Source organism: Leptolyngbya sp. GB1-A1 (assembly GCF_039962475.1).
GTDB lineage: Bacteria > Cyanobacteriota > Cyanobacteriia > Elainellales > Elainellaceae > Leptolyngbya_A.
Genome location: NZ_JAMPLI010000001.1, coordinates 354859 through 373819, shown reverse-complemented (window position 1 = coordinate 373819; position 18961 = coordinate 354859). Strand labels below are relative to the sequence as shown.

Below are 18961 nucleotides of genomic sequence, written 5' to 3'. Positions count from 1 at the left end.
AGCTATCGGTACAGGGCGATTAACTCAAAGGAAAACGGCTTTGTACCGCAGCAGAAAGCTGAGCGAACCTCATCTCGTCCAACCCTACCGAATCCTTGCTGGAAGCGGCGGGAATGGCTTCGGTGAGCTGCCCTTAACTTTGGTGGTCGCATCATTTTGCGCTATGGGGGGGTAGGGTTGTCAATGCCAATTTTTTGTGGCATGAAACAGGTGACGAAATATCCTTCACGAAGGAATGAGGGTTTCAAGCTAATTTTTGTTACATTTCTTCACAAAATCCAGGAAAAATCTTGTGAAATGCTTGTCTGCTCCGTAATCCACAGGAATTCCCCAACCCCCGATCGCACCGTTGCTGCCTGTGGAAAACCCAGGTTAAGCCTGTGGAAAACTGCATCATGCCTGTGGAGAACTTGTGGAATGGGTGGGGAAAAGCCCTTCTTCTGTAAAGTTTTGTAAAGAATTCCTCAATCTGTTCCGGTTCACCCCTGGCAAACCCTTTGGTTAAAAGCATTGCCGCGATCGAGCCTCCTTCAAAACAATTGTGCTGAGTCATGAATTCTTAACTTCGCTGCACGATTTGGGAGCATTGTATAACAGTATTGTCAAGATTCACATGAACTATCCCTCACCTCTTCACCCACCTTTTCACCCATCCCCCTCCTCAACCCCTACCTTCCCTGCTAAGCAAAACACCATCCGCTAAGATATAAAGCGGAATTGCTCAGACAAGACTGAATCAAACGATCTCATTTAGGCTTAATTCGGGAGGAAAGATTGCCTACACTCGGCGTCAATATTGACCATGTGGCGACTATTCGGCAGGCACGCCGCACCGTTGAACCCGATCCTGTTGGGGCAGCCGTCCTTGCGGAACTGGCAGGAGCCGACGGCATCACCGTTCACCTGCGGGAAGATCGGCGGCATATTCAGGATCGGGATGTGCGTCTGCTGCGTCAGACCGTGCGAACCCATCTCAATTTAGAGATGGCAGCGACCGATGAAATGGTGTCGATCGCCCTGGAGATTCGCCCGGACTATGTGACGCTGGTTCCCGAACGGCGCGAAGAAGTGACGACCGAAGGTGGGCTAGACGTTGCAGGGCAGATCGATCGAATGCAGCAGGTGGTTGATGCCCTTCAGGAGGCAAATATTCCCGTGAGCCTGTTTATTGACGCTGATTCGGCTCAGATTGACGCGGCCGCGATCGTTAAGGCAAAATTCATCGAGCTGCACACCGGACGCTATGCCAAAGCCAAAGACGATGCCAGCCGTGCTCAGGAACTTACCTTCCTCAAAAAGGGCTGTCAGCAGGCACTTGCTGCCGGAATCCGGGTGAATGCAGGGCATGGCTTGACCTATTGGAACGTCTACCCGATCGCCTGTCTTCCCGGTATGGAAGAACTGAACATTGGGCACACCATTGTCAGCCGTGCTGTTTTGGTCGGGATGGAGCGAGCCGTGCGCGAAATGAAGCAGGCAATTCGAGGGGAGTTTTAGAGGAGGGTAGAAAAGTATGATTAGACTCGCGCCCCCTGAGTCCCCTGGGTACTGGATGGAGCCGAGCTATCTTTCTCCTGAATTTCAAAGTTCCCCAGCATGGGAGGATTTAGAAGGCGATGCAGAATTGCTGCGGCTGATCAAACTGCCTGCTGCCATTCCGCTTATTTCGCCCTAGTTCGAGCAATTTCATCGATCGTTTTTTAACCTGTTATCACTTGTAATCAAAACTTAAACTTCAAGCCAATGCAAACCTACTACTATGCTGTAGCAAGCCAGCGATATCTGCTGGAAGAAGAGCCGACCGAGGAAGTTCTCAAAGAGCGGATTCGCTACTATCAGGAACAGGAAAAAGAGCGCGACTTCTGGCTGGTGCTTCAGCCCGCCTTTCTGGATGCTCCTGAACTGGCAGAGGTAAAAGCCAAGTGTCCTCAGCCTGCGGCAGCGATCGTGTCGACGAATCCTCAGTTCATTACCTGGCTGAAGCTGCGGCTAGAGTATGTGGCAACGGGAGAATTTCAGGCTCCTTCGGCAACGATTCCAGACCCGCTTGCATCCCCTGCTCCCACCGCCTAACAATATCGCTCGACTGAGCGCAAAGCAGCGATAACTGTCCTAAACGGGAACCGTCTTAAACGGAAACTGTCCTGAACGGATACAGGCGACGGAGAAAAGGGTAGACTACGAGTCCCTTTTGGTTTGAGGAGTTTGAGCAATGAGGCAACGTTGGATTGCGCGATCGAGTTTCGTTACGCCGCTGATTCTGGTCGGAATTCTGGGCAGCACGCCGGGACGATCGATCGCGCAGCCCTTGCCAACCTGCAACCCGCCTCGCCCAGATGAATATCTGCTGCTGGTTCGCAACCCGAATGCCGATACGCAAAATCAGCTTCGGCAGCTTCTTCCCAGCAATGCTGTACTCACCGACTGTCGCTACGACAATAACCCGGTGGTGCGGGTCGAAGGGTTTGTCAGTGCGGACATTGCCGGCGCCTGGGCGCAATATCTCAGCACTTCTTCAGGGCTTGAGGCGATCGTTGCTCGTCCACCTGCCGCTTCCTCGACGGCGACGAATTTTCCCAGCCCAACCCAGACAACTCCTAATTCCCAGATAACCCCTAATGCAGGGACAAGCCCGGCAACTACTCAGGCAGCAAATCCGGCAACAAATCCGGCGGCTGCACCCAGCAATCCGGCTCCTGCCGCTCTGCCTACTACTCCTGCGGCAAATGCTACGGCTACGGCTACAGCTCCTGCCCCGGCTCCTCAGACCACCGCAGCGAGACCAATGCCTGCGTTTAATCCTCGACCGCTTGGCGGGGGCTATGCCGTGGTGGTGAACTATTTTAATCGTCCTGAAGTGGCTCTAGACGTGCAGCAATTCACCGATGGCGATGTGGGCTTGGTCGCATTTGAGCAGCGTCCTTATTTGCTGGTTGCCTACACACCTGATCCGGCGGCGGCTTCTGCAGTGCTGCGAAGCTTGACCGAGCGTGGATTCACAGCGTCGATCGTGGATAGCCAGAGAGCAATCTTGCTTACCCCGGCAGTTGCTCGATAAAGCGTGGTGATGCTTAAACAATCCATGTTATTGGGTGGGGCGGGAAACCTCATAGCGCAGCTCTGCAAAAGCGTTGCCATAGGCCTTTGCCGACAGAAGCTTTAGCGGAGGAGTGATAATTCTGCGGGGGAGGAGCGGTGCCCCACTCCCCAGCGTCACGGACGCGATCGTCACAATAATTTCATCCAGCAATCCCTGATCATAAAACTGACCGGCTAAATCTCCTCCGCCCACGATCCAGATATTTCGATCGCCCGCCACCTGGGTCATTTCTTGATGCACTGAGCGGACATCCCCTTTGACAAATTGAATATCTGCGCCTTCAATCAGGGGCAAACTGCGCGAGGTAAAGACCCAGGCGGGTTGTTCATACGCCCATGCTGGCGATCGATCGGCTCCCTCGCCCGTTGGATGGTTGAGAATCCATTCGTAAGTCGTCGAACCCATTGCGATCGCCCCAACGTCACGAACGAAATCTGGATAGCTGCTGCTGTCGGGTTCGCCAAACTGAAAGAGCCACTCCAGGGAGTTCTCTGAATCAGCAATAAAGCCATCTAAACTGGTGGCAGTGTAATACTGAGTTTTCATTGGAACATGCTTTCAGTGAAATACAACTTAATAGGCAGGCGAAGCGATCCAGGAGATTGCTGCTCCCAGGGCAGAACCCACAATGACCTGCACGGGCGTGTGTCCCAGAAGCTCTTTCAGCCGATTTTCATTAAAGGTAGGATGCTCACGAAACAGCTCATCAACGATTTGATTGAGAATTCGCGCCTGCTTTCCGGCTGCCTGCCGCACTCCGGCTGCGTCGTACATTACGATCACCGCAAACACAAAGGCGATCGCAAATTCGCCGCTTTCCCAGCCTGCGGTTTGTCCAACTCCGGCAGCCAGAGCCGTGACGAGCGCAGAATGGGCACTGGGCATTCCTCCGGTTTCAACCAGGGTGCGGAAGTTAATCTTACCGTCGCGAATTAAATCAACAAAGACTTTGATAATCTGCGCCAGCACAGAGGCAAGCAGCGAGACGAGCAGCACGTGATTGTCAAGGATGGCGGGAAAGTCCTGCATGATGGCGGGTAGCGAGTTTTTGCGAATAGCCTAGTTTTTGCGAGCAGTAATGTAGTCAGCCAACGCCATCAGCGGATAGGCACTTTCTCCATAGGCTGCGAGATTTGCCTTTGCCTCGTTCACGAGCTGATCTGCCTGACGCTTTGATTCCTCAATGCCCCAAAAACTGGGATAGGTCGCTTTTTGGGCTTGCAGATCTTTGCCTGCAGTTTTGCCCAGCTCTTCTTGCGTGGCGGTGATGTCCAGCACGTCGTCAATAATTTGAAACGCTAGCCCAATGTTTTGAGCGTATTCTGCCAACCGCTGGCGATCGCCTTCATTTGCCCCCGCCAATATTGCGCCGCACACCACCGCTGCTTCCAGCAGTGCTCCAGTTTTGTGGCGATGAATATAGGTCAGCGTGTCCACCGTGACATCCGATCGCCCTTCGCACTCCAGATCGACCACCTGACCGCCGACTAGACCCGCTGCACCCACCGCACGGCCCAATTTAGCAATGACTTGCAGAACGCGATCGGCTGGGACATCCTGAGTTTGGGCCGCGATAAATTCAAAGGCATAAGCCAGCAGCCCATCGCCTGCCAGAATCGCAATATCTTCGCCGTAAACTTTGTGATTCGTAGGTTTGCCGCGCCGGAAGTCGTCGTTGTCCATTGCGGGCAAGTCATCGTGGATCAGCGACATAGTGTGGATCATTTCCAGGGCGCAGGCGGTTGACATTGCCATTGCAGTCGTACCGCCGATCAGCTGACAGGTTGCTAGACAGAGAATTGGACGCAGCCGCTTGCCCCCTGCCATCAGTGAGTAGCGCATCGCCTCATAAATTTTTTCGGGATACACCACGTCGATCGAGCGAGCGAGGGCTGCCTCAACCTGTGCCTGCTGTGCTGCCAGATAGCGTTTGAGGTCGAATTCGAGATACTGCTGACTGTTGGTTGCAACCATGCTTTAATCCGCTTGAGCCACTAAACTTGTCATTCCTACACCATGAACGCGCATTTCTGAACGCGCACTTTAAACGCACAGCGGCAATGCAAAGCAGTTCCTGTTTGGTAATCGGCTACAGGCGCTGGCGATAACTCCATACTGTATTGTGCAACAGCATGGTCACAGTCATCGGTCCAATTCCGCCCGGAACCGGAGTAATCCAGCCTGCAACAGCTTTGACCGCTTCATAATCCACGTCTCCAACCAGCCGGGATTTTCCCGTTGCCTCATGGGTGACACGATTGATTCCCACATCTACCACAACCGCGCCCGGTTTCACCATCTCCGGCGTAATCAGATTCGGGCGACCAACTGCCGCGACCAAAATATCTGCGCTGCGGGTGACTGCGCTTAGATCTGGGGTGCGAGAGTGGGCAATCGTCACCGTGGCATCTTCTGCAAGCAGCATCAGGGCAATCGGCTTGCCCACCAGAATGCTGCGTCCGACTACGACTGCCTGTTTGCCTTTTGCCGAGATGCCGTGTTCCTGAAGCAGACGCATTGACCCAGCAGGTGTACAGCTTTGCAGCCCCGGTTCCCCGCGCACAAGGCGACCCAAATTTACCGGATGCAGCCCGTCTGCGTCTTTGTCGGGATTGATTTGATTCAGCAGGGCGACAGCGTCCAGATGATCGGGCAGGGGCAACTGCACCAGAATCCCGTCTACGCGATCGTCTTCGTTTAAGCTCTGAATCGTCTGCTCTAACTCTGCCTGGGTCGCGTCTGCCGAAAAATGCTTGCCGAATGAAGCGATCCCCACCCGCGCACAAGCCTGCTCTTTATTTCGCACATAGGCAGCACTGGCAGGATTATCGCCCACCATCAGCACTGCTAAACCGGGCGGTCGTCCATAGCGATCGCTCAAGGATTTTACCTCGTCGGTCAGTTCTGCTTGAATTTTGGCTGCGAGTGCTTTGCCGTCCAGGATGCCTGTCATAGTGAGTTGAGGGTGAGCGTCGATGGGCAAAAATCCCTTTGATTATCCAAGGTTGATTCGCGACTGCTGAATGCTCAAAGTCCTTAGTTTAGCGTCTATTGTCGCCCTCGTATCTCGATCGCAGCCGGGAGTTAAGATTCGTGATTCCTGGGCAGCTCATTCTAGCTGTAACGTCAATTCAATCAGAATGAAATCTTCAGTCGGAGCAGTCGTGCAGAATTCCCTGGTGTGGAGGTGACGTGAAAAGCCGCAATCATGCTGTCCTGTTGCTTAAAAGCCTTGCCTCCTCGCACCGATCGATCACCCTAACCGGAAAATGGTTTCGCGTTGCTCCGGGTCTTGCCGCCGGAACCCTTCTTCTTGCCCTGCTGCTTAATAGCTGTAGCCGCTTGACAACAGTACAGGATGTGCAAACCCGTCCCCGTCGGTGGTCTTCTACAGTGCAACTTGAGGGAACAGTGGGCGATCGAGTACCGCTGATTGGGGCAGAAGTGTACGAGCTGAAAGACCCGACAGGCGAGATCTGGGTCTTAACGGACGATCGCACCCTGGAAACAGGGGAGCAGGTGAAAATTCGAGGAAAAATTCGGATTGAGGAAATCACGATCGAGGGGCAAACTGCGGAGGAAGTGTACATTGAGCAGCACCTGATCGAAAAACAGCCGCGATGATTGATCCCACAATCCAACTCGACTCAAGTTCCCAGGTGGCGATCGCCATTTTGCACCAGAACAATGGCTCCTCGAGGGGAACGGCTTCACTGCGATTTTTGATGCAGCTGCGGGATGACAAGCCTCAGATTCGCTATCCGGGCGTATGGGCGTTTTTTGGCGGACATCTCGAACCGGGGGAGTCTCCCGAGCGGGCAATCTGGCGCGAACTTCAAGAGGAAATTGGCTATCAGCCGCCCTACGTTCGATACTTCCGCGCCTACAGGACAGAGATGCAAGTGATTCGGCACGTTTTCGCGGTTCCGCTCACGGTTCCCATCACCGATCTCGAACTCAATGAAGGAATCGACTTGAGACTGCTTACCATAGAAGAAGTAAGGCGAGGCGACTGCTATTCCGATCGTATCGGGCAGATTCGCGCCCTTGCCCAACCCCATCGGCAAATTCTGCTAGATTTTCTTAGAGAGGGATTCTCGATCGCAGACGAACCTGAGACCTAATGGCAGCGAAATTCTCTAAATCGAAACCCTATCGCATCCGGGAAAGCACCAAAGCAAAGCACGTCAGCATCAAAGTGACGCATCTGGGCGACGTAGAAATTGTCGTGCCGAAGGGATTCGATCGCCGTAAGCTTCCCGAAATTTTGGAGAAGCGCAAAGATTGGATTGCGAAAACCACCCAGCGGATTGAAGCTGAGCGGCAGTCTTTTCCGGGGGATGCAGCAGAGCTGGGCAGCGACGGCATGATTCCTGAGCGGTTGTGTCTCCGAGCGATCGATGAAAACTGGACGGTGCAGTATCAGCCCGGCAATTCTTCGGTGAAGACGATCGCTGCTAGCTCCCAGATCCTGCTCTTTGCTCCTACCCAGGAACCTGCTGTTACCTACAAACTCCTGCGCCACTGGCTCAGCCGCCGAGCCGAACAGCAGCTCGTTCCCTGGCTTCGTCAGCTCAGCTCCGAAATCAATCTTCCGTTTCAAACCGCAGCCGTACGTGGGCAAAAGACGCTGTGGGCAAGCTGTTCGGGCAAGAAAAATATCAACCTCAACTACAAGCTGCTGTTTCTGCCGCCGCATCTGGTGCGTTATGTTCTGATTCACGAACTCTGCCACACCATTCACCTGAATCACTCAGCAAGCTACTGGGCACTGGTCGCCCGTAAGGAACCGCAGTATCGGGAGCTTGACGCAGAGCTAAATCGTGCCTGGGTTTATGTGCCGGAGTGGGTGGAGCGGTTTTTTGAGTAGGAATGTGGATAGGTGGATGAGGAGATCAGAAGATGAGGCGAAGGCGTAGTTGGCGAAGGCATAGGATGGGTTAGCGTAGCGTCATGCATTGAATCTAGAGATGGGGCTGTCGCTCAAAAAGCCGAAGACAAGCTGTTTCTGGTAGTTCTGGCTATCTATTTACGCTGCATTGTGTGAATCTTCGCTCTCAAGAATCGATCGATGCGAACATAGAACATAGTGTTCCTGTTGCTTATCAGTACAACTCAGTACAACGTACGACCTGCTATGACCGATCGCCCCCTAGAGGAAAGTGCTTCGCACCCTGCTGCTCCTGACCAATCTGATTTGCTTGCTGCACTGGGTGAACCACTCATCCCGATCGCCCCGCCTGGCTATCGGTCGGGCTTTGTGGGCATCATTGGCAGACCCAATGTGGGCAAATCAACGCTGATGAACCAGCTTGTCGGGCAAAAAATCTCTATCACTTCTCCGGTTGCTCAAACGACACGCAATCGCCTGCGGGGAATTCTCACGACTCCAGACGCACAAATTATCTTTGTCGATACCCCAGGGATTCACAAGCCCCATCATCAACTAGGCGAAGTCCTGGTTAAAAATGCTCAAATTGCGATCGACTCGGTCGATGTGGTGCTGTTTGTGGTTGATGGGTCTGTGCCGTCAGGCAAGGGCGATCGGTTTGTGACTGACTTGATTCGGCGTACCGAAACGCCTGTGATTTTGGGACTTAACAAAATCGACCAGCAGCCTGAAGACCGCGAGGCGATCGAGCAAATTGATCAGACCTACGCCGAAATCGCTCAAGAGCGCGACTGGTCGCTGGTAAAATTCTCAGCGTTGTCAGGAGCCGGGCTAGAGGAACTGCAAGCTACCTTGGTTGGCGCACTGGAACCCGGACCCTATTACTACCCGCCCGATCTAGTGACCGATCAGCCCGAACGCTTCATTATGGGCGAACTCATCCGCGAACAGATTTTGCTGCATACCCGCGAGGAAGTGCCCCATTCGGTTGCCATCGCGATCGATCGCGTCGAAGAAGCCCCTGACATTACCCGGATTCTGGCAACAATTAATGTGGAGCGAAACTCCCAAAAGGGGATTATCATCGGCAAGAGCGGACAAATGCTGAAAACCATTGGGTCAGCCGCCCGGCAGCAGATTCAAAAGCTAGTGATGGGCAAAGTGTACCTGGAGCTTTTTGTTAGGGTGCAGCCGAAATGGAGACAGTCGCGTAACCAGCTTGCCGAGTTTGGCTACCGCGTTGAGGAATAAAGTTAGATTGGCAAAAACTTTATCTCGTCCATGCTCCGTGGGTTTCACCCGGATCGTCCGGTTGATGAATTGCGACCGTGATTTCATTTCACCTGTGGGCACTCTAGACCGGGAAGCTCATTCGATGACTGGTGCGCCTAGCTGCTACCTGACGCGGTGAAACGCCACACTTGTGAAGTCGCGCAAGGCAAGTACTCAGCCGCTTTCGCTCTCGCCTTAATTTCGCTTTCCGTTTCATGCTGTATTTTTCGCTGAGCCTGTGTCTGATCATCACCTTGAAGCCGATTTCAATTTGCCTTTGAGACAGGGTTTGACGCCTGCACTGTCTCCCATTTCCGCTACGAATCCTGAACCGAGTATTTCTTCTCAAGACTGGGAGCGACAACAGGCAGAATGGCAAAAGCTCGTCCGGGCGATCGCCCGTTCAGCCAATCAATCGCTGGATCTGCATCGAATGTTGCAAACCGCGACCGATAAAGTGCAGCAGGTTCTCCAAACCGATCGCGTCCTAATTTACCACTACAAACCGCGCAGCAAGGGCGACATCCTGGCGCAGTCGGTTACAGAAGCGCGCTGGCAAGCAGAGCCCCGGTCCGACCTGACGCGTCAGTTTCGGGCACTCTGTCGTCAGATCAACCGATCGAAGGCACTGGTGCAATCGGGCGGATTTAATATCGACACGTCGAGCCGCCATCACTTTCAGATTCAAGCAGAGGTGAGCATTCCGGTGATCGTGCAGGATTCGCTCTGGGGTCTGCTGGTGGTGCATCAGTGCCGTGCCGATCGCCAGTGGAAAGCCTGGGAACTCAACTTGCTGCATCAGCTTGCAATTCACCTGGAAAGCTTAATCCAGCAGGCAGAACTGTATCAGGAAGTGCAGCGGCTCAACACCAACCTGGAACGGCAGATTCAAGCCCGCACTGCAGAACTTCAGCTCGCGTTTGAGTTTGAGGCAACGCTGAAGCGAATCACCGACAAAGTGCGCGACAGCCTGGACGAAGATCAGATTCTTGAAACCGTCGTGGCAGAGCTGGCAAAAGCAACGGGCGTTGTTGGCTGCAATGCTGCCCTCTACGACCTGGAAAAAAGCACATCAACTATCCACTACGAATACACCAACGATCTTTCTCCCTATCAGGGGCGGAGCGTCTCTCTGGAAGCCTTTCCCGAAATCTACAATCAGCTTTTGGAAGGTTTATCGTTTCAGTTTTGTTCGCTCATGCCCAACCCAGTGCGGGGGCGAGTTGCCATGCTCACTTGCCCGATCGTTGATGACCAGGGAGTTCTGGGTGATTTGTGGCTGATTAACCAGGCGTTTTGCCGCTATACCGAGCAGGATATCCGGCTGGTGCAGCAGGTAGCAAACCAGTGCGCGATCGCCATTCGACAGGCGCGGCTATTTCAGGCAGCCCAGGCGCAGGTCAAAGAGCTAGAGCGGCTCAATCGGCTCAAGGACGACTTTCTTAGCACCGTGTCTCACGAACTCCGCACCCCGATGGCAAACATGAAAATGGCGATTCAAATGCTGTCGGTCGCGCTCAAACAGGCAGGAACTATGGAGGGGCAGGAGCAGCGCATCGCTCAATATTTCCAGATTTTAAGTAAAGAGTGTCAGCGTGAAACCAGCCTGATTAATGACCTGCTCGACCTGTCCCGCCTCGACTCTGAGAGTCAAACGCTCAACCTCACTCCCGTTGACCTTAAATCCTGGCTACCTGCCATTACGCAGTCCTTTACTGAGCGATTGGAGGAACAGGAGCAGCAGCTCAAAATTCAGGTCTCTCATCCTTTGCCGCCGATCGTCACCGACCTGGGCTATCTGGAGCGAATCCTGCTCGAACTGCTGCAAAACGCCTGCAAGTACACCCCAGCCAGGGAAACCATTACGATCGCTGCCTCTCTCCTGCCTCCTAAAGAAGCCGATCAGCCCTGGATTTCGTTGAGCATCAGCAACACAGGTGTACAGTTGCCCGCTCCAGAACTATCCCGCATCTTTGAAAAGTTCTACCGCATTCCCAACAACGATCCCTGGCAGCACGGCGGAACTGGACTGGGACTAGCACTCGTGAAAAAACTCGTTGAACACCTGGGCGGAAAAATCTGGGCCGAAAGCAACACCAACGAAACCTGCTTTTCCATCCTCCTCCCAACCCCAAAAAACGCCCTCTGACCCCCTCACCCCTCCATCACACACTCAGCCACCTGTCCTGAAATAAACGGAAGCAGCTTCTCGTTCTGACTCTGAGTTTTTCCTTCTGTAAACACGACCAGCACATAGGGCAGAGCATTGGGCAGTTCCACATAAGCGGCATCGTGGCGCACCTGGCTTGTCCATCCTGCCTTTGACCACAGTTTTGCCTCGGTCGGCAAGCCTTCCCCTAAAAAGCCCGTCACCTGGTTTTCAGGATCGGCAGCGAGATCCGCCGCATTCAGGCTGCGCTGCATCAGAGTCATCATTGCCTGCGATCGGCTAGATGAAACTGCGACTCCTCCAATTAGACTGTGCATGAGTCGTGCGGTCGCCTCGGTGGTCAGGGTATTGCGATTTTCCCGCAGTTCACCCAAGAAAGCCCGCTCGCGTCCGTAAGGTCCATCACACCAGGTTTTCTGATTCACATTAATGCCTTCTAGCTCAATCCACCCCAGGGATTGAAAGTAGCGGTTTACAAGATTACGCTGCGATTTCCAGGTCTCAAATGGCTCTGGCGGCAGTTCTGGACCGCTCGTGGTTCCGGTCAGCATATCCATCACCAGGCTGGTCGCATCATTGCTCGAATCCACAATCATGTCTCGCACGGCGCGATCGAGTTCTGCCGAGGGCTGAATCATGCCCTGCTCCAGCCATTCTGCTACCGCCACCAGGTAAAACAGCTTCACCACGCTCGCCGGATAAATTTGCTCTACTCCCCGATAGGAAAACCCCCGCACCGGATATTTCCAGAACTCTTCTGGCGTTAACGCTCCGCCTGTATTCACCGGGATCGGCTCATCGTAGATCAGCCAGGTTATCGCAAGCTGTGTGCGCGTCAGTCCCGGAAAAGCAGCCCAGGTCGCCTCCAAAATCCGATCGCCCCACTGCTCAAGCTGTGCATCTCGATAGAAGAAAGGCATGATTAGACCTCACAAGTTCACCCACCAAAGATTACATCAGGAGTAGGAGATATGGCGTGAGGGAATAGGAAGGGAGTGGATGAGTGAAGGAAGCGGGGTAAGGGGGTGAAGAGGTGGAAAAATAGAGGGAGTGGACAAGTAATGGGTGAGAAACTGCTGTGCTGACGCTTCCTTTGCTAAAAGTGGCAATCGACAATAACCCGGCTCAGGAGTATGAGTGTCAGGGCAATCTCAATTTGTATGATTCGCCTGATTTGCGATCGCTGGCAACCCAAGCAATGCCAGGGCGACAGCTCAAAATTTTGGCTTTGCCCTTTGACGAAGCAGGACAGGTCAACGGCACGGTGATTCAGGTGCGGCTCTGTGAAGATGACTATCCGGGCTGGATTGCGGTTGAAGATCTGGATTTGTTAGAGGCGGCTGAGGCAGCTTATGAACCGCTTTTTCTACCCGAAGCTGAGACTCGTGCCCGGATGTCGCAGGTAATCGCCTTTACCTACAGCGCAATGAATCAGCCCAATCGCTATTTGTGGGGCGGGACAGTGGGACCGAACTACGACTGTTCTGGGCTCATGCAAACTGCCTTTGCCTCGGTGGGAATCTGGATTCCCAGAGATGCCTATCAGCAGGAGGGCTTCGCCCAACGGATCGCCCTTCAGGAGCTTGAACCGGGTGATTTAGTTTTCTTTGGGACTCCCGATCGTGCCACTCATGTCGGTTTGTACATCGGAGAAAGCTGCTATCTGCACAGTTCTGGCAGGGATCAGGGCAGAAACGGAATCGGCATTGACACCCTGGCTGAAACCGAAGATCGAATCAGCCGCACTTATTCTCAGCAGTTGCGGGGAGCCGGACGCATCTTGAGCAGCTATCAATCGACGCTTTCGATCGGTAATCTGCTTTAGTTTGCTGTTTCCAGATTGAGTGCAAGGGGGTGTTTTAGCAGGATCAATCATGCTGCATCGCCCCTCAATGGTTCAACGTCAGGGGACTGCGAAACTAAGCGATGGTTTGGTTCCCCAGCCTTGATCCGCGCGGGGGTGGTTCGGGTCAGGATGATGACTTTTCAGACAGCCTCTCGAACACCCTGTCACCAACCTGCTGCGAACGATTACAAAAAAGCCGATCGAATCGCGCCAGACCGGACTCAACCAGAACTCAAATTAGGGATTGATTGAGTAATTTATCGCAGGATCTGTGCTGCTGATCTAACTCTAATTATTTCTCGCTCGTCACGATCGCCACTTAAATTTCTTGTACTTAAAACGGGTTCTTAAAACTTAATTGGAACCAATCTAATACTAATTAACTTTTTTAATAAAAAAATAGCAAAGTATTAATAAAAATCCGACAAAGTGAGAAAAAATTGATATCAGAAAGGGCATCGACGACTGACCGTGTTTCGTCTCGATGCCCTTGCTGGTTCGCTCCTCACACATTGGATAGAATAACAAACCTGTTTTGATTTGTCACGCTTTTGGAGAAAATCCGTCAGAGGCATGATGTCAGATTAATAATAGAAGTAAGCGGCTGCCTCTCAAGAATGATGCTTGAGCTGTTAGAGAAACAGGGGAGTTGGCAGTTCGATCGAGCGCAGCAATTCGTGCAGCAACTTTTGAGTAATCCAAGTTAATCCCAGTCGAAGCTGTGCCTGCGCGGGGTCGTTTTGCCCTACTTCGTCGGCGATGCGACACGCCGCATAAAATAGTTGCCAGCTCTGGCTGAGGCGATCGGCTTGCTTAAGAGTTTCTTTTATATCGGAGATTGGGTTGAACTGAGCGTCTAGCTCCGCTCGTTGATCCAGAGTGGCGCAAATTTGCTCAACAAGCTGCCACTCTGCGGGCTGGCTGCCGCGAAAGCCTCCGGTGGGCAGCAGCCAGGGAAAGGGCTTCGGAGCCTGAATTTGCCAGCCGCAAAAGGAAGCGTCAGGTTTAACGATCGCCGACGGAGAACAGCTTGCGATCGCCTGTATCAGCCCAAGTTGCTGACCGAGACGAAGCACACTATGACATCGGGCGTAGGTGTGCAGTATCGGAAAAACACTGGTAGAATTACGGGCAGACGCAGCCATTGGAATCAAAGATCGGGACTCCAGCAGCGTTGTTGAGGTATCCTCGGCAACTGGTAATGGGTAATCGACGAGGCATTGCAGCCAAATTGCCAAGCCAGGATCTGCAAGCCGAAAGAAGACCCAGCCGGGAGGTGCGACTTCAAGATTGAAATGTTTCTGAAGGTCGTCCAGGGTCGCGTCAGACAGTGTTCCTTGCAAAGTTGCATCGAGTTTTTCGAGCGGTTTGCTCAGCTTCTCCATCAGGTCTTTCGCCAATTGTAGTGCTGGCTTCTGCAAGGGCTGTGCATATCTCAGAGCAACCGCTGAAACGTACTCAAGCTGCTTTTGTTTACCTTGTCGGGTCTGCTTAAGCGGAAGCGTCTGGCTTTTTCCATCCTGCTGAAGCTTCTCAGTATGGAGTGCTTTTTGTATCCGATGAACTAGTCGCGATCGGAGAGCAGCAGATAGAATGGTATGCAATCTAACACTCCCGGTAGAATTATTGTGCTTCCTGAGAAGCGGGTCGATTTCGCTGAACTCGATTTTTTAACTTTGGTTGTAATATATCAAGATTCAGATCAAAGTAAGGCTTAAAGAAGCCGTTCTACGGGTATTAACTGATGCAATTAGCACAAAGCACAACTCAAAGAAATCGATTTTGTATTCTCTTCGGCCGTTCTCCCTGTTGATTATTCTCTCTGTTCATTATCGTCCAGTTCAGTTCAGAGTCCCCCATCTCTACTGATTGTTGTAGTCACCCCTTATGTATTCAGTGTCTTCACCCTCAGAAACCTCCCGTCCATTTCTTACCTGGCAGCGTATTCTCGACTGGGCACAGGAGCATTACCGCTACCGTACCTTTAGCAAAGACGAAAAAATTCCGGCACGGGCAGGTTTACTTTACCTGGTACAGCGTGGAGCGGTTCGTCTGGTTGGCGAGGCACAGGTGAGTGCTAGTGTGAGCAGCGGGTCCTCCCGTTTACCCCGGATCAATTCAGAAGAAGCATTTCTGGGATTTGTTGGGGCAGGTCAGCCCTTTGAGATTGTGGCGCAGTCGCCGTTCACCCTCCAAAGTTTTGCTCATGTCGATCAAACGGCGGTGATCTGGCTCTACTGGCACGACCTGGACAACTGGCCCCACTTTCGGCGCGAAGTTCTGGATGCCTTTCGCTATCAGCATCAGCGGAAGCTGCTCTGGCTCAGCACGCTGGGACAACGCCGCACGATCGATCGCCTGCTCGGATTCCTCACCCTGCTAATTGAAGAATTTGGCGAACCCTGCGATGAAGGCTACGGGCTGCCCTGGTCACTCACCCATGCTCAGATTGGCAGCGCGATCGGCTCAACCCGGGTTACGGTCACGCGCTTGATGGGCAAACTGCGCCAGCGCGGGCTGATTCGCACCTACGGTGATAATTTGCTGTGCTTGCCTGCTGAGGCGGTTGCGAATAAGTAGCATTCGGCTTTCTGATAGAGCTGCAGCCGTCCAGCAGCCCGATGGTTAGCTAACCGGGGTGAGCCGCTGCTTAATTTGCAGGCTGTTGCGATCGAGCGTAGTTCGAATACCAACCAATTCTGCAAGCTGATTTTTGGCGGCTTCTGCCTGTTTCTTCGCCTGCACTTTGCGTTCCAAGGCTGCTCGCGCCAGGTCTTCTCGGCTTTGCTTTAACGCCAGCGTTGCCACTCGTTCCCAGGTGGTCATGTCTTGCTGTGCCCGGTTGTATTGATCTTGCAGGGTCGATTGAGCAACAGAAATATTGCTCTGGGCGTGGTTGAGCAACTGCATCGCAGTCACCGGATCGCCTCCCTGGGCAGCTTCTTCGATCATGCGGCGGGAGTCAAGCGATCGAATTTGGGACAAGTCTAAGCCGTAGTTGATGAGCTGCTGGCTTTCGTTTTTGCCTGTTTTGCACCAGTTAGCAAAATGCTCACAGTTGTTGGTTAGCAGATTGTACTGCCGTTCGCCCAGCCGGCTCTCTGCCCGCTGAAGCACAATATCGGGAATAAAAGCAAGCGGCTGCTGTTTGGTGTAAACAGGGGTGCCTCTGGCAAATGCCTCCATCGTGGTGCGCGTAATCACGGCATCATCGCCTTTGTGGTAGTGAATTATCGTGCCATCCCCACAATCAATTCCATGATGTTCGTAAACGCCCTCAACGCTGAGGAGGGGTCGCATCACGTAAATCTGATCGCCTCTTGCCATTGCTAATTGCTTAACCTGAACGGGTTTGCCTGAAAAAGAAAAGCCAGGAACCATTCGCATGAATGACTCCTAGCCACAATCTAGCATCCCGCTTTTGCTTTCAGCAGGGTCAGAAGGAGGAAACGATCGCGGATCAGGCAACCCTGATGTGAAGCAGTGCTCGCTACGCGGTAATCGCTGCCATCAAACTTCCAGACCCAATTTCATCCAGTCCCGCAGCCGAGCGCACGTTGGCACACATCGAACAGCCGCAGCCACTTACCGTCGTGCCGCTGGGAACCAGACCCTCAGGAGCCAGCACAGACTGGGTAACGGAAAAACTATCTGCCGCGCCGTAGTTGACGTTCCAGCCAATATCTCGTAGCGAAGCAAGCGTAACCTGGCTCAGCGGCATCTTCACGGTTGCACCTTCCGCAAAGGGAGTCAGCAGCTCATCGCCAAATTTACCTTCGTCCCAGTGACCGAACGTGCCCGCTTCAACCGGAATGGCTTTAGGCGCAAGTATGCCGGAAATTTCGCCATAAGCCCTGCCTGCGTAGCTGTCTGCTTTGTAGGTGTTGCTGCCGCGATCGATCAGGCTGCGTCCTTGCTTCTCCCAAAGTGTGCCGATGCCCAGAACGTGACCCAGTTCGTGAATCACGAGCGTTTTCAGGTAGCTGGGATCAGAGTTATAGGAATTGCTGTAGCTGGTGTTGATACGGACAATTCCCGTGGTGGGCATCCAGTTCCCTTTCGCATCGGTCGCGCCCGATCGATTGGTTGCGGCTGCCAGCCAGGCTTGGGGGCTATTCACGCCCTGAACGTCAATTTGGAGCAGATGGGAACCGTTAAAGCTGCTGTGGGTGATGGCATTTTCCCAGAATTTAGCGGCTTCGGTAATCGCATTACGAACGTTGAAGTTGAGGCTTTCTATCCCGTCTGCGAAATTAACCTGCATCGAGAATTTGCGATCGTCGCTACCGGAGGGCGTGAAGTTGGTGTTGACGGTGTAGTTCATGGACTGGTTACCGTAGCCCATTACCTGCACAAAGTAGTTTCCGGCAGACAAAAAGCGGCGAACTGATTCCCCGGTAGCTCCCCATTCCCACTGCCAGCCCAGCACCTCACCGGGATCGATCGCGCCGTTATTGTTTTTGTCCTGAATCAGCCGCACATCGGCATCGCCCGTTAAGCCACTCAGGTTTGCCGTGAATGTCCCAGATTGGGAAAGGCTGAAGCGATAAAAGTCTTCCCGATTGCTGGCACTAAGCTGGTCACTGCGTGAAAAAGCGGCAGATTGAACAGATGCGGTGCTGAGCGAGGTTCCAGGAGCACTACCGCTCGAAGTGGCTCCCCCACCCGGAGTTGGACTGGGTGCAGGAATCGGGGAAGGACTTGGCACATAAGCGGCTGATGCCCCAGTGCCGCCTGTCATCGACAGCGTATAGTTGGCGCGATCGGAGTCGAACGGAGTGACTCGCACAAAATAGCTGCCCACATTAAGCTGCTGCTGAATCGTTTCCTCTGTTTGTCCATCGCTGCCCGATCGTCCCAGTTCTGCCCCGGTGCTGCTGAGCAACTGAATATCGGCATCCTCGGAAAGACCCTTCAGGTTCAGCGCGACTTGCCCAGCTTCGGATAGGGAAAACTTATAGACATCGGCGTTGTCTTTTGAATCTACCCGTCCCTGGTAACTGCGCTGAAGGCGGCTAATGTTCCCGGCATCCAAGGCAGACAGGGTAGTATTTCCGGCATCGCTGGCAAATCCTGATCCTTTCAGCTTCAGCGTGTAGTTGGTGCTAGTGGTGCCTGCCGAAACGCGAATAAAATAAGTTCCCGCCCGCAGGTTGCCTTCGATTCGCTCATCTTGCCGATCGCCCCGCAACGATCGCGCCACGGAATCGCCGTTTTGCCGCACGATTGACAGATCCGCATTGGCACTAAGCTGACTCAGAGTAAGTCGAAACCGCAGCGATCGAGACAGATTCATCCGAAAATACTGATCCGTCGTGCTGCCGCCGATCGAGCCATTCCAGGTGAGTTCCGCTCGTCCGCTCAGGTTGCCCAGATTATTGGCAGTCGATAAGCTGTTGCCAGCTAAGCCTTGATTTGCCGTTGCCGTTGCGCTAATGGGCTGAATCTTCAGACTGCCAGTACTGTTGCCTGACTGAGCAAACCGCATCTTTTGGAAGGGCGAATTTCTTGAACTGCTTACTTTCAGAAACTTGCGCTGAGTCTCTGGCTGAACTTTCTGGAATAGCGGCGAATCCGTTTGTAGCTGAAACGACGCATTCGAGCGAGCCTGAGGGAACGCCCCAGACGCAAAACGATTTGACATAAATCCTCCTGATGACCTAAGCAGGGGCAACCCGGCAA

General features: G+C 53.2%; 19 protein-coding genes. 11 read left to right on the top strand and 8 right to left on the bottom strand.

Going from position 1 to position 18961, the window contains the following annotated elements; all coding sequences use genetic code 11:
* Positions 1–774: 774 nt before the first annotated feature.
* The 4 genes from NDI45_RS01580 (at position 775) to NDI45_RS01565 (ending at position 3058) form a co-directional block, all read left to right on the top strand.
* Complete coding sequence (locus tag NDI45_RS01580; RefSeq protein ID WP_348245868.1) at positions 775–1497, top strand: pyridoxine 5'-phosphate synthase; 723 nt, start codon at positions 775–777, stop codon at positions 1495–1497.
* A 16-nt stretch (positions 1498–1513) separates the two neighbouring features.
* Complete coding sequence (locus tag NDI45_RS01575; RefSeq protein WP_348245866.1) at positions 1514–1675, top strand: hypothetical protein; 162 nt, start codon at positions 1514–1516, stop codon at positions 1673–1675.
* A gap of 68 nt (positions 1676–1743) precedes the next feature.
* A complete protein-coding gene (locus NDI45_RS01570) occupies positions 1744–2073 on the top strand; it encodes an MgPME-cyclase complex family protein (protein WP_348245864.1) in 330 nt (109 codons plus the stop codon).
* Positions 2074–2212: 139 nt separating this feature from the next.
* Positions 2213–3058 (top strand): hypothetical protein, encoded by an 846-nt coding sequence (locus NDI45_RS01565; RefSeq protein WP_348245862.1) that lies wholly within the window; start codon positions 2213–2215, stop codon positions 3056–3058.
* Between the two features lie 27 nt (positions 3059–3085).
* On the opposite strand, the gene NDI45_RS01560 is transcribed toward NDI45_RS01565, so the two are convergent.
* From NDI45_RS01560 to folD, 4 genes are all read right to left on the bottom strand, one after another.
* Positions 3086–3646: a dihydrofolate reductase family protein gene (locus NDI45_RS01560; protein ID WP_348245860.1), complete on the bottom strand. Its 561-nt coding sequence runs from the start codon at positions 3644–3646 to the stop codon at positions 3086–3088.
* Between the two features lie 27 nt (positions 3647–3673).
* Positions 3674–4129: a divergent PAP2 family protein gene (locus NDI45_RS01555; protein ID WP_190793290.1), complete on the bottom strand. Its 456-nt coding sequence runs from the start codon at positions 4127–4129 to the stop codon at positions 3674–3676.
* 30 nt (positions 4130–4159) lie between these two features.
* Entirely contained in the window at positions 4160–5074 is a 915-nt protein-coding gene (gene crtE / locus NDI45_RS01550) for a geranylgeranyl diphosphate synthase CrtE (protein WP_190793289.1), read from the bottom strand.
* Positions 5075–5189: 115 nt separating this feature from the next.
* Entirely contained in the window at positions 5190–6053 is an 864-nt protein-coding gene (gene folD, locus NDI45_RS01545) for a bifunctional methylenetetrahydrofolate dehydrogenase/methenyltetrahydrofolate cyclohydrolase FolD (protein WP_348245857.1), read from the bottom strand.
* Between the two features lie 239 nt (positions 6054–6292).
* Between folD and NDI45_RS01540 the strand changes: the two genes are divergently transcribed.
* The 5 genes from NDI45_RS01540 (at position 6293) to NDI45_RS01520 (ending at position 11412) form a co-directional block, all read left to right on the top strand.
* On the top strand, positions 6293–6724 hold the full coding sequence (locus NDI45_RS01540) for a hypothetical protein (protein WP_348245855.1): 432 nt from the start codon (positions 6293–6295) through the stop codon (positions 6722–6724).
* Positions 6721–7224 carry an NUDIX hydrolase gene (locus NDI45_RS01535; RefSeq protein WP_190793286.1) on the top strand — a complete coding sequence of 168 codons (504 nt, stop codon included), beginning with the start codon at positions 6721–6723 and terminating at the stop codon, positions 7222–7224. Before NDI45_RS01540 ends, NDI45_RS01535 begins: the two co-directional genes overlap by 4 nt.
* The gene (locus NDI45_RS01530) at positions 7224–7970 is read left to right on the top strand and encodes a SprT family zinc-dependent metalloprotease (RefSeq protein WP_190793285.1); all 747 of its coding nucleotides are present in this window, start codon (positions 7224–7226) and stop codon (positions 7968–7970) included. Before NDI45_RS01535 ends, NDI45_RS01530 begins: the two co-directional genes overlap by 1 nt.
* 267 nt (positions 7971–8237) lie before the next feature.
* On the top strand, positions 8238–9242 hold the full coding sequence (era, locus tag NDI45_RS01525; RefSeq protein WP_190793284.1) for a GTPase Era: 1005 nt from the start codon (positions 8238–8240) through the stop codon (positions 9240–9242).
* 259 nt (positions 9243–9501) lie between these two features.
* Positions 9502–11412, top strand: coding sequence for a GAF domain-containing sensor histidine kinase (locus NDI45_RS01520; RefSeq protein ID WP_190793283.1), 1911 nt, complete (start codon positions 9502–9504; stop codon positions 11410–11412).
* A gap of 5 nt (positions 11413–11417) precedes the next feature.
* On the opposite strand, the gene NDI45_RS01515 is transcribed toward NDI45_RS01520, so the two are convergent.
* The gene (locus tag NDI45_RS01515) at positions 11418–12353 is read right to left on the bottom strand and encodes a serine hydrolase (protein ID WP_190793282.1); all 936 of its coding nucleotides are present in this window, start codon (positions 12351–12353) and stop codon (positions 11418–11420) included.
* A gap of 161 nt (positions 12354–12514) precedes the next feature.
* Here NDI45_RS01515 and NDI45_RS01510 point away from each other — a divergent pair, with 161 nt between their 5' ends.
* Entirely contained in the window at positions 12515–13258 is a 744-nt protein-coding gene (locus NDI45_RS01510; RefSeq protein ID WP_190793295.1) for a C40 family peptidase, read from the top strand.
* A 653-nt stretch (positions 13259–13911) separates the two neighbouring features.
* On the opposite strand, the gene NDI45_RS01505 is transcribed toward NDI45_RS01510, so the two are convergent.
* Positions 13912–14883, bottom strand: a complete 972-nt coding sequence (locus NDI45_RS01505; protein WP_190793281.1) for a hypothetical protein — start codon at positions 14881–14883, stop codon at positions 13912–13914.
* A gap of 283 nt (positions 14884–15166) precedes the next feature.
* Here NDI45_RS01505 and NDI45_RS01500 point away from each other — a divergent pair, with 283 nt between their 5' ends.
* Entirely contained in the window at positions 15167–15859 is a 693-nt protein-coding gene (locus tag NDI45_RS01500) for a Crp/Fnr family transcriptional regulator (protein WP_190793280.1), read from the top strand.
* 45 nt (positions 15860–15904) lie between these two features.
* Here NDI45_RS01500 and NDI45_RS01495 read toward each other — a convergent pair whose 3' ends face one another.
* Entirely contained in the window at positions 15905–16666 is a 762-nt protein-coding gene (locus NDI45_RS01495; RefSeq protein WP_242067471.1) for a lecithin retinol acyltransferase family protein, read from the bottom strand.
* 103 nt (positions 16667–16769) lie between these two features.
* Positions 16770–18923, bottom strand: a complete 2154-nt coding sequence (locus NDI45_RS01490) for a PPC domain-containing protein (RefSeq protein ID WP_190793279.1) — start codon at positions 18921–18923, stop codon at positions 16770–16772.
* Positions 18924–18961: the final 38 nt, after the last annotated feature.

Coding starts and splice junctions, on each gene's coding strand:
- NDI45_RS01560 (WP_348245860.1), bottom strand. CDS start 3,646: ATGAAAACTCAGTATTACACTGCCACCAGTTTAGATGGCTTTATTGCT.
- NDI45_RS01490 (WP_190793279.1), bottom strand. CDS start 18,923: ATGTCAAATCGTTTTGCGTCTGGGGCGTTCCCTCAGGCTCGCTCGAAT.
- NDI45_RS01570 (WP_348245864.1), top strand. CDS start 1,744: ATGCAAACCTACTACTATGCTGTAGCAAGCCAGCGATATCTGCTGGAA.
- NDI45_RS01495 (WP_242067471.1), bottom strand. CDS start 16,666: ATGCGAATGGTTCCTGGCTTTTCTTTTTCAGGCAAACCCGTTCAGGTT.
- era (WP_190793284.1), top strand. CDS start 8,238: ATGACCGATCGCCCCCTAGAGGAAAGTGCTTCGCACCCTGCTGCTCCT.
- NDI45_RS01575 (WP_348245866.1), top strand. CDS start 1,514: ATGATTAGACTCGCGCCCCCTGAGTCCCCTGGGTACTGGATGGAGCCG.
- folD (WP_348245857.1), bottom strand. CDS start 6,053: ATGACAGGCATCCTGGACGGCAAAGCACTCGCAGCCAAAATTCAAGCA.
- NDI45_RS01515 (WP_190793282.1), bottom strand. CDS start 12,353: ATGCCTTTCTTCTATCGAGATGCACAGCTTGAGCAGTGGGGCGATCGG.
- crtE (WP_190793289.1), bottom strand. CDS start 5,074: ATGGTTGCAACCAACAGTCAGCAGTATCTCGAATTCGACCTCAAACGC.
- NDI45_RS01535 (WP_190793286.1), top strand. CDS start 6,721: ATGATTGATCCCACAATCCAACTCGACTCAAGTTCCCAGGTGGCGATC.
- NDI45_RS01500 (WP_190793280.1), top strand. CDS start 15,167: ATGTATTCAGTGTCTTCACCCTCAGAAACCTCCCGTCCATTTCTTACC.
- NDI45_RS01530 (WP_190793285.1), top strand. CDS start 7,224: ATGGCAGCGAAATTCTCTAAATCGAAACCCTATCGCATCCGGGAAAGC.
- NDI45_RS01555 (WP_190793290.1), bottom strand. CDS start 4,129: ATGCAGGACTTTCCCGCCATCCTTGACAATCACGTGCTGCTCGTCTCG.
- NDI45_RS01565 (WP_348245862.1), top strand. CDS start 2,213: ATGAGGCAACGTTGGATTGCGCGATCGAGTTTCGTTACGCCGCTGATT.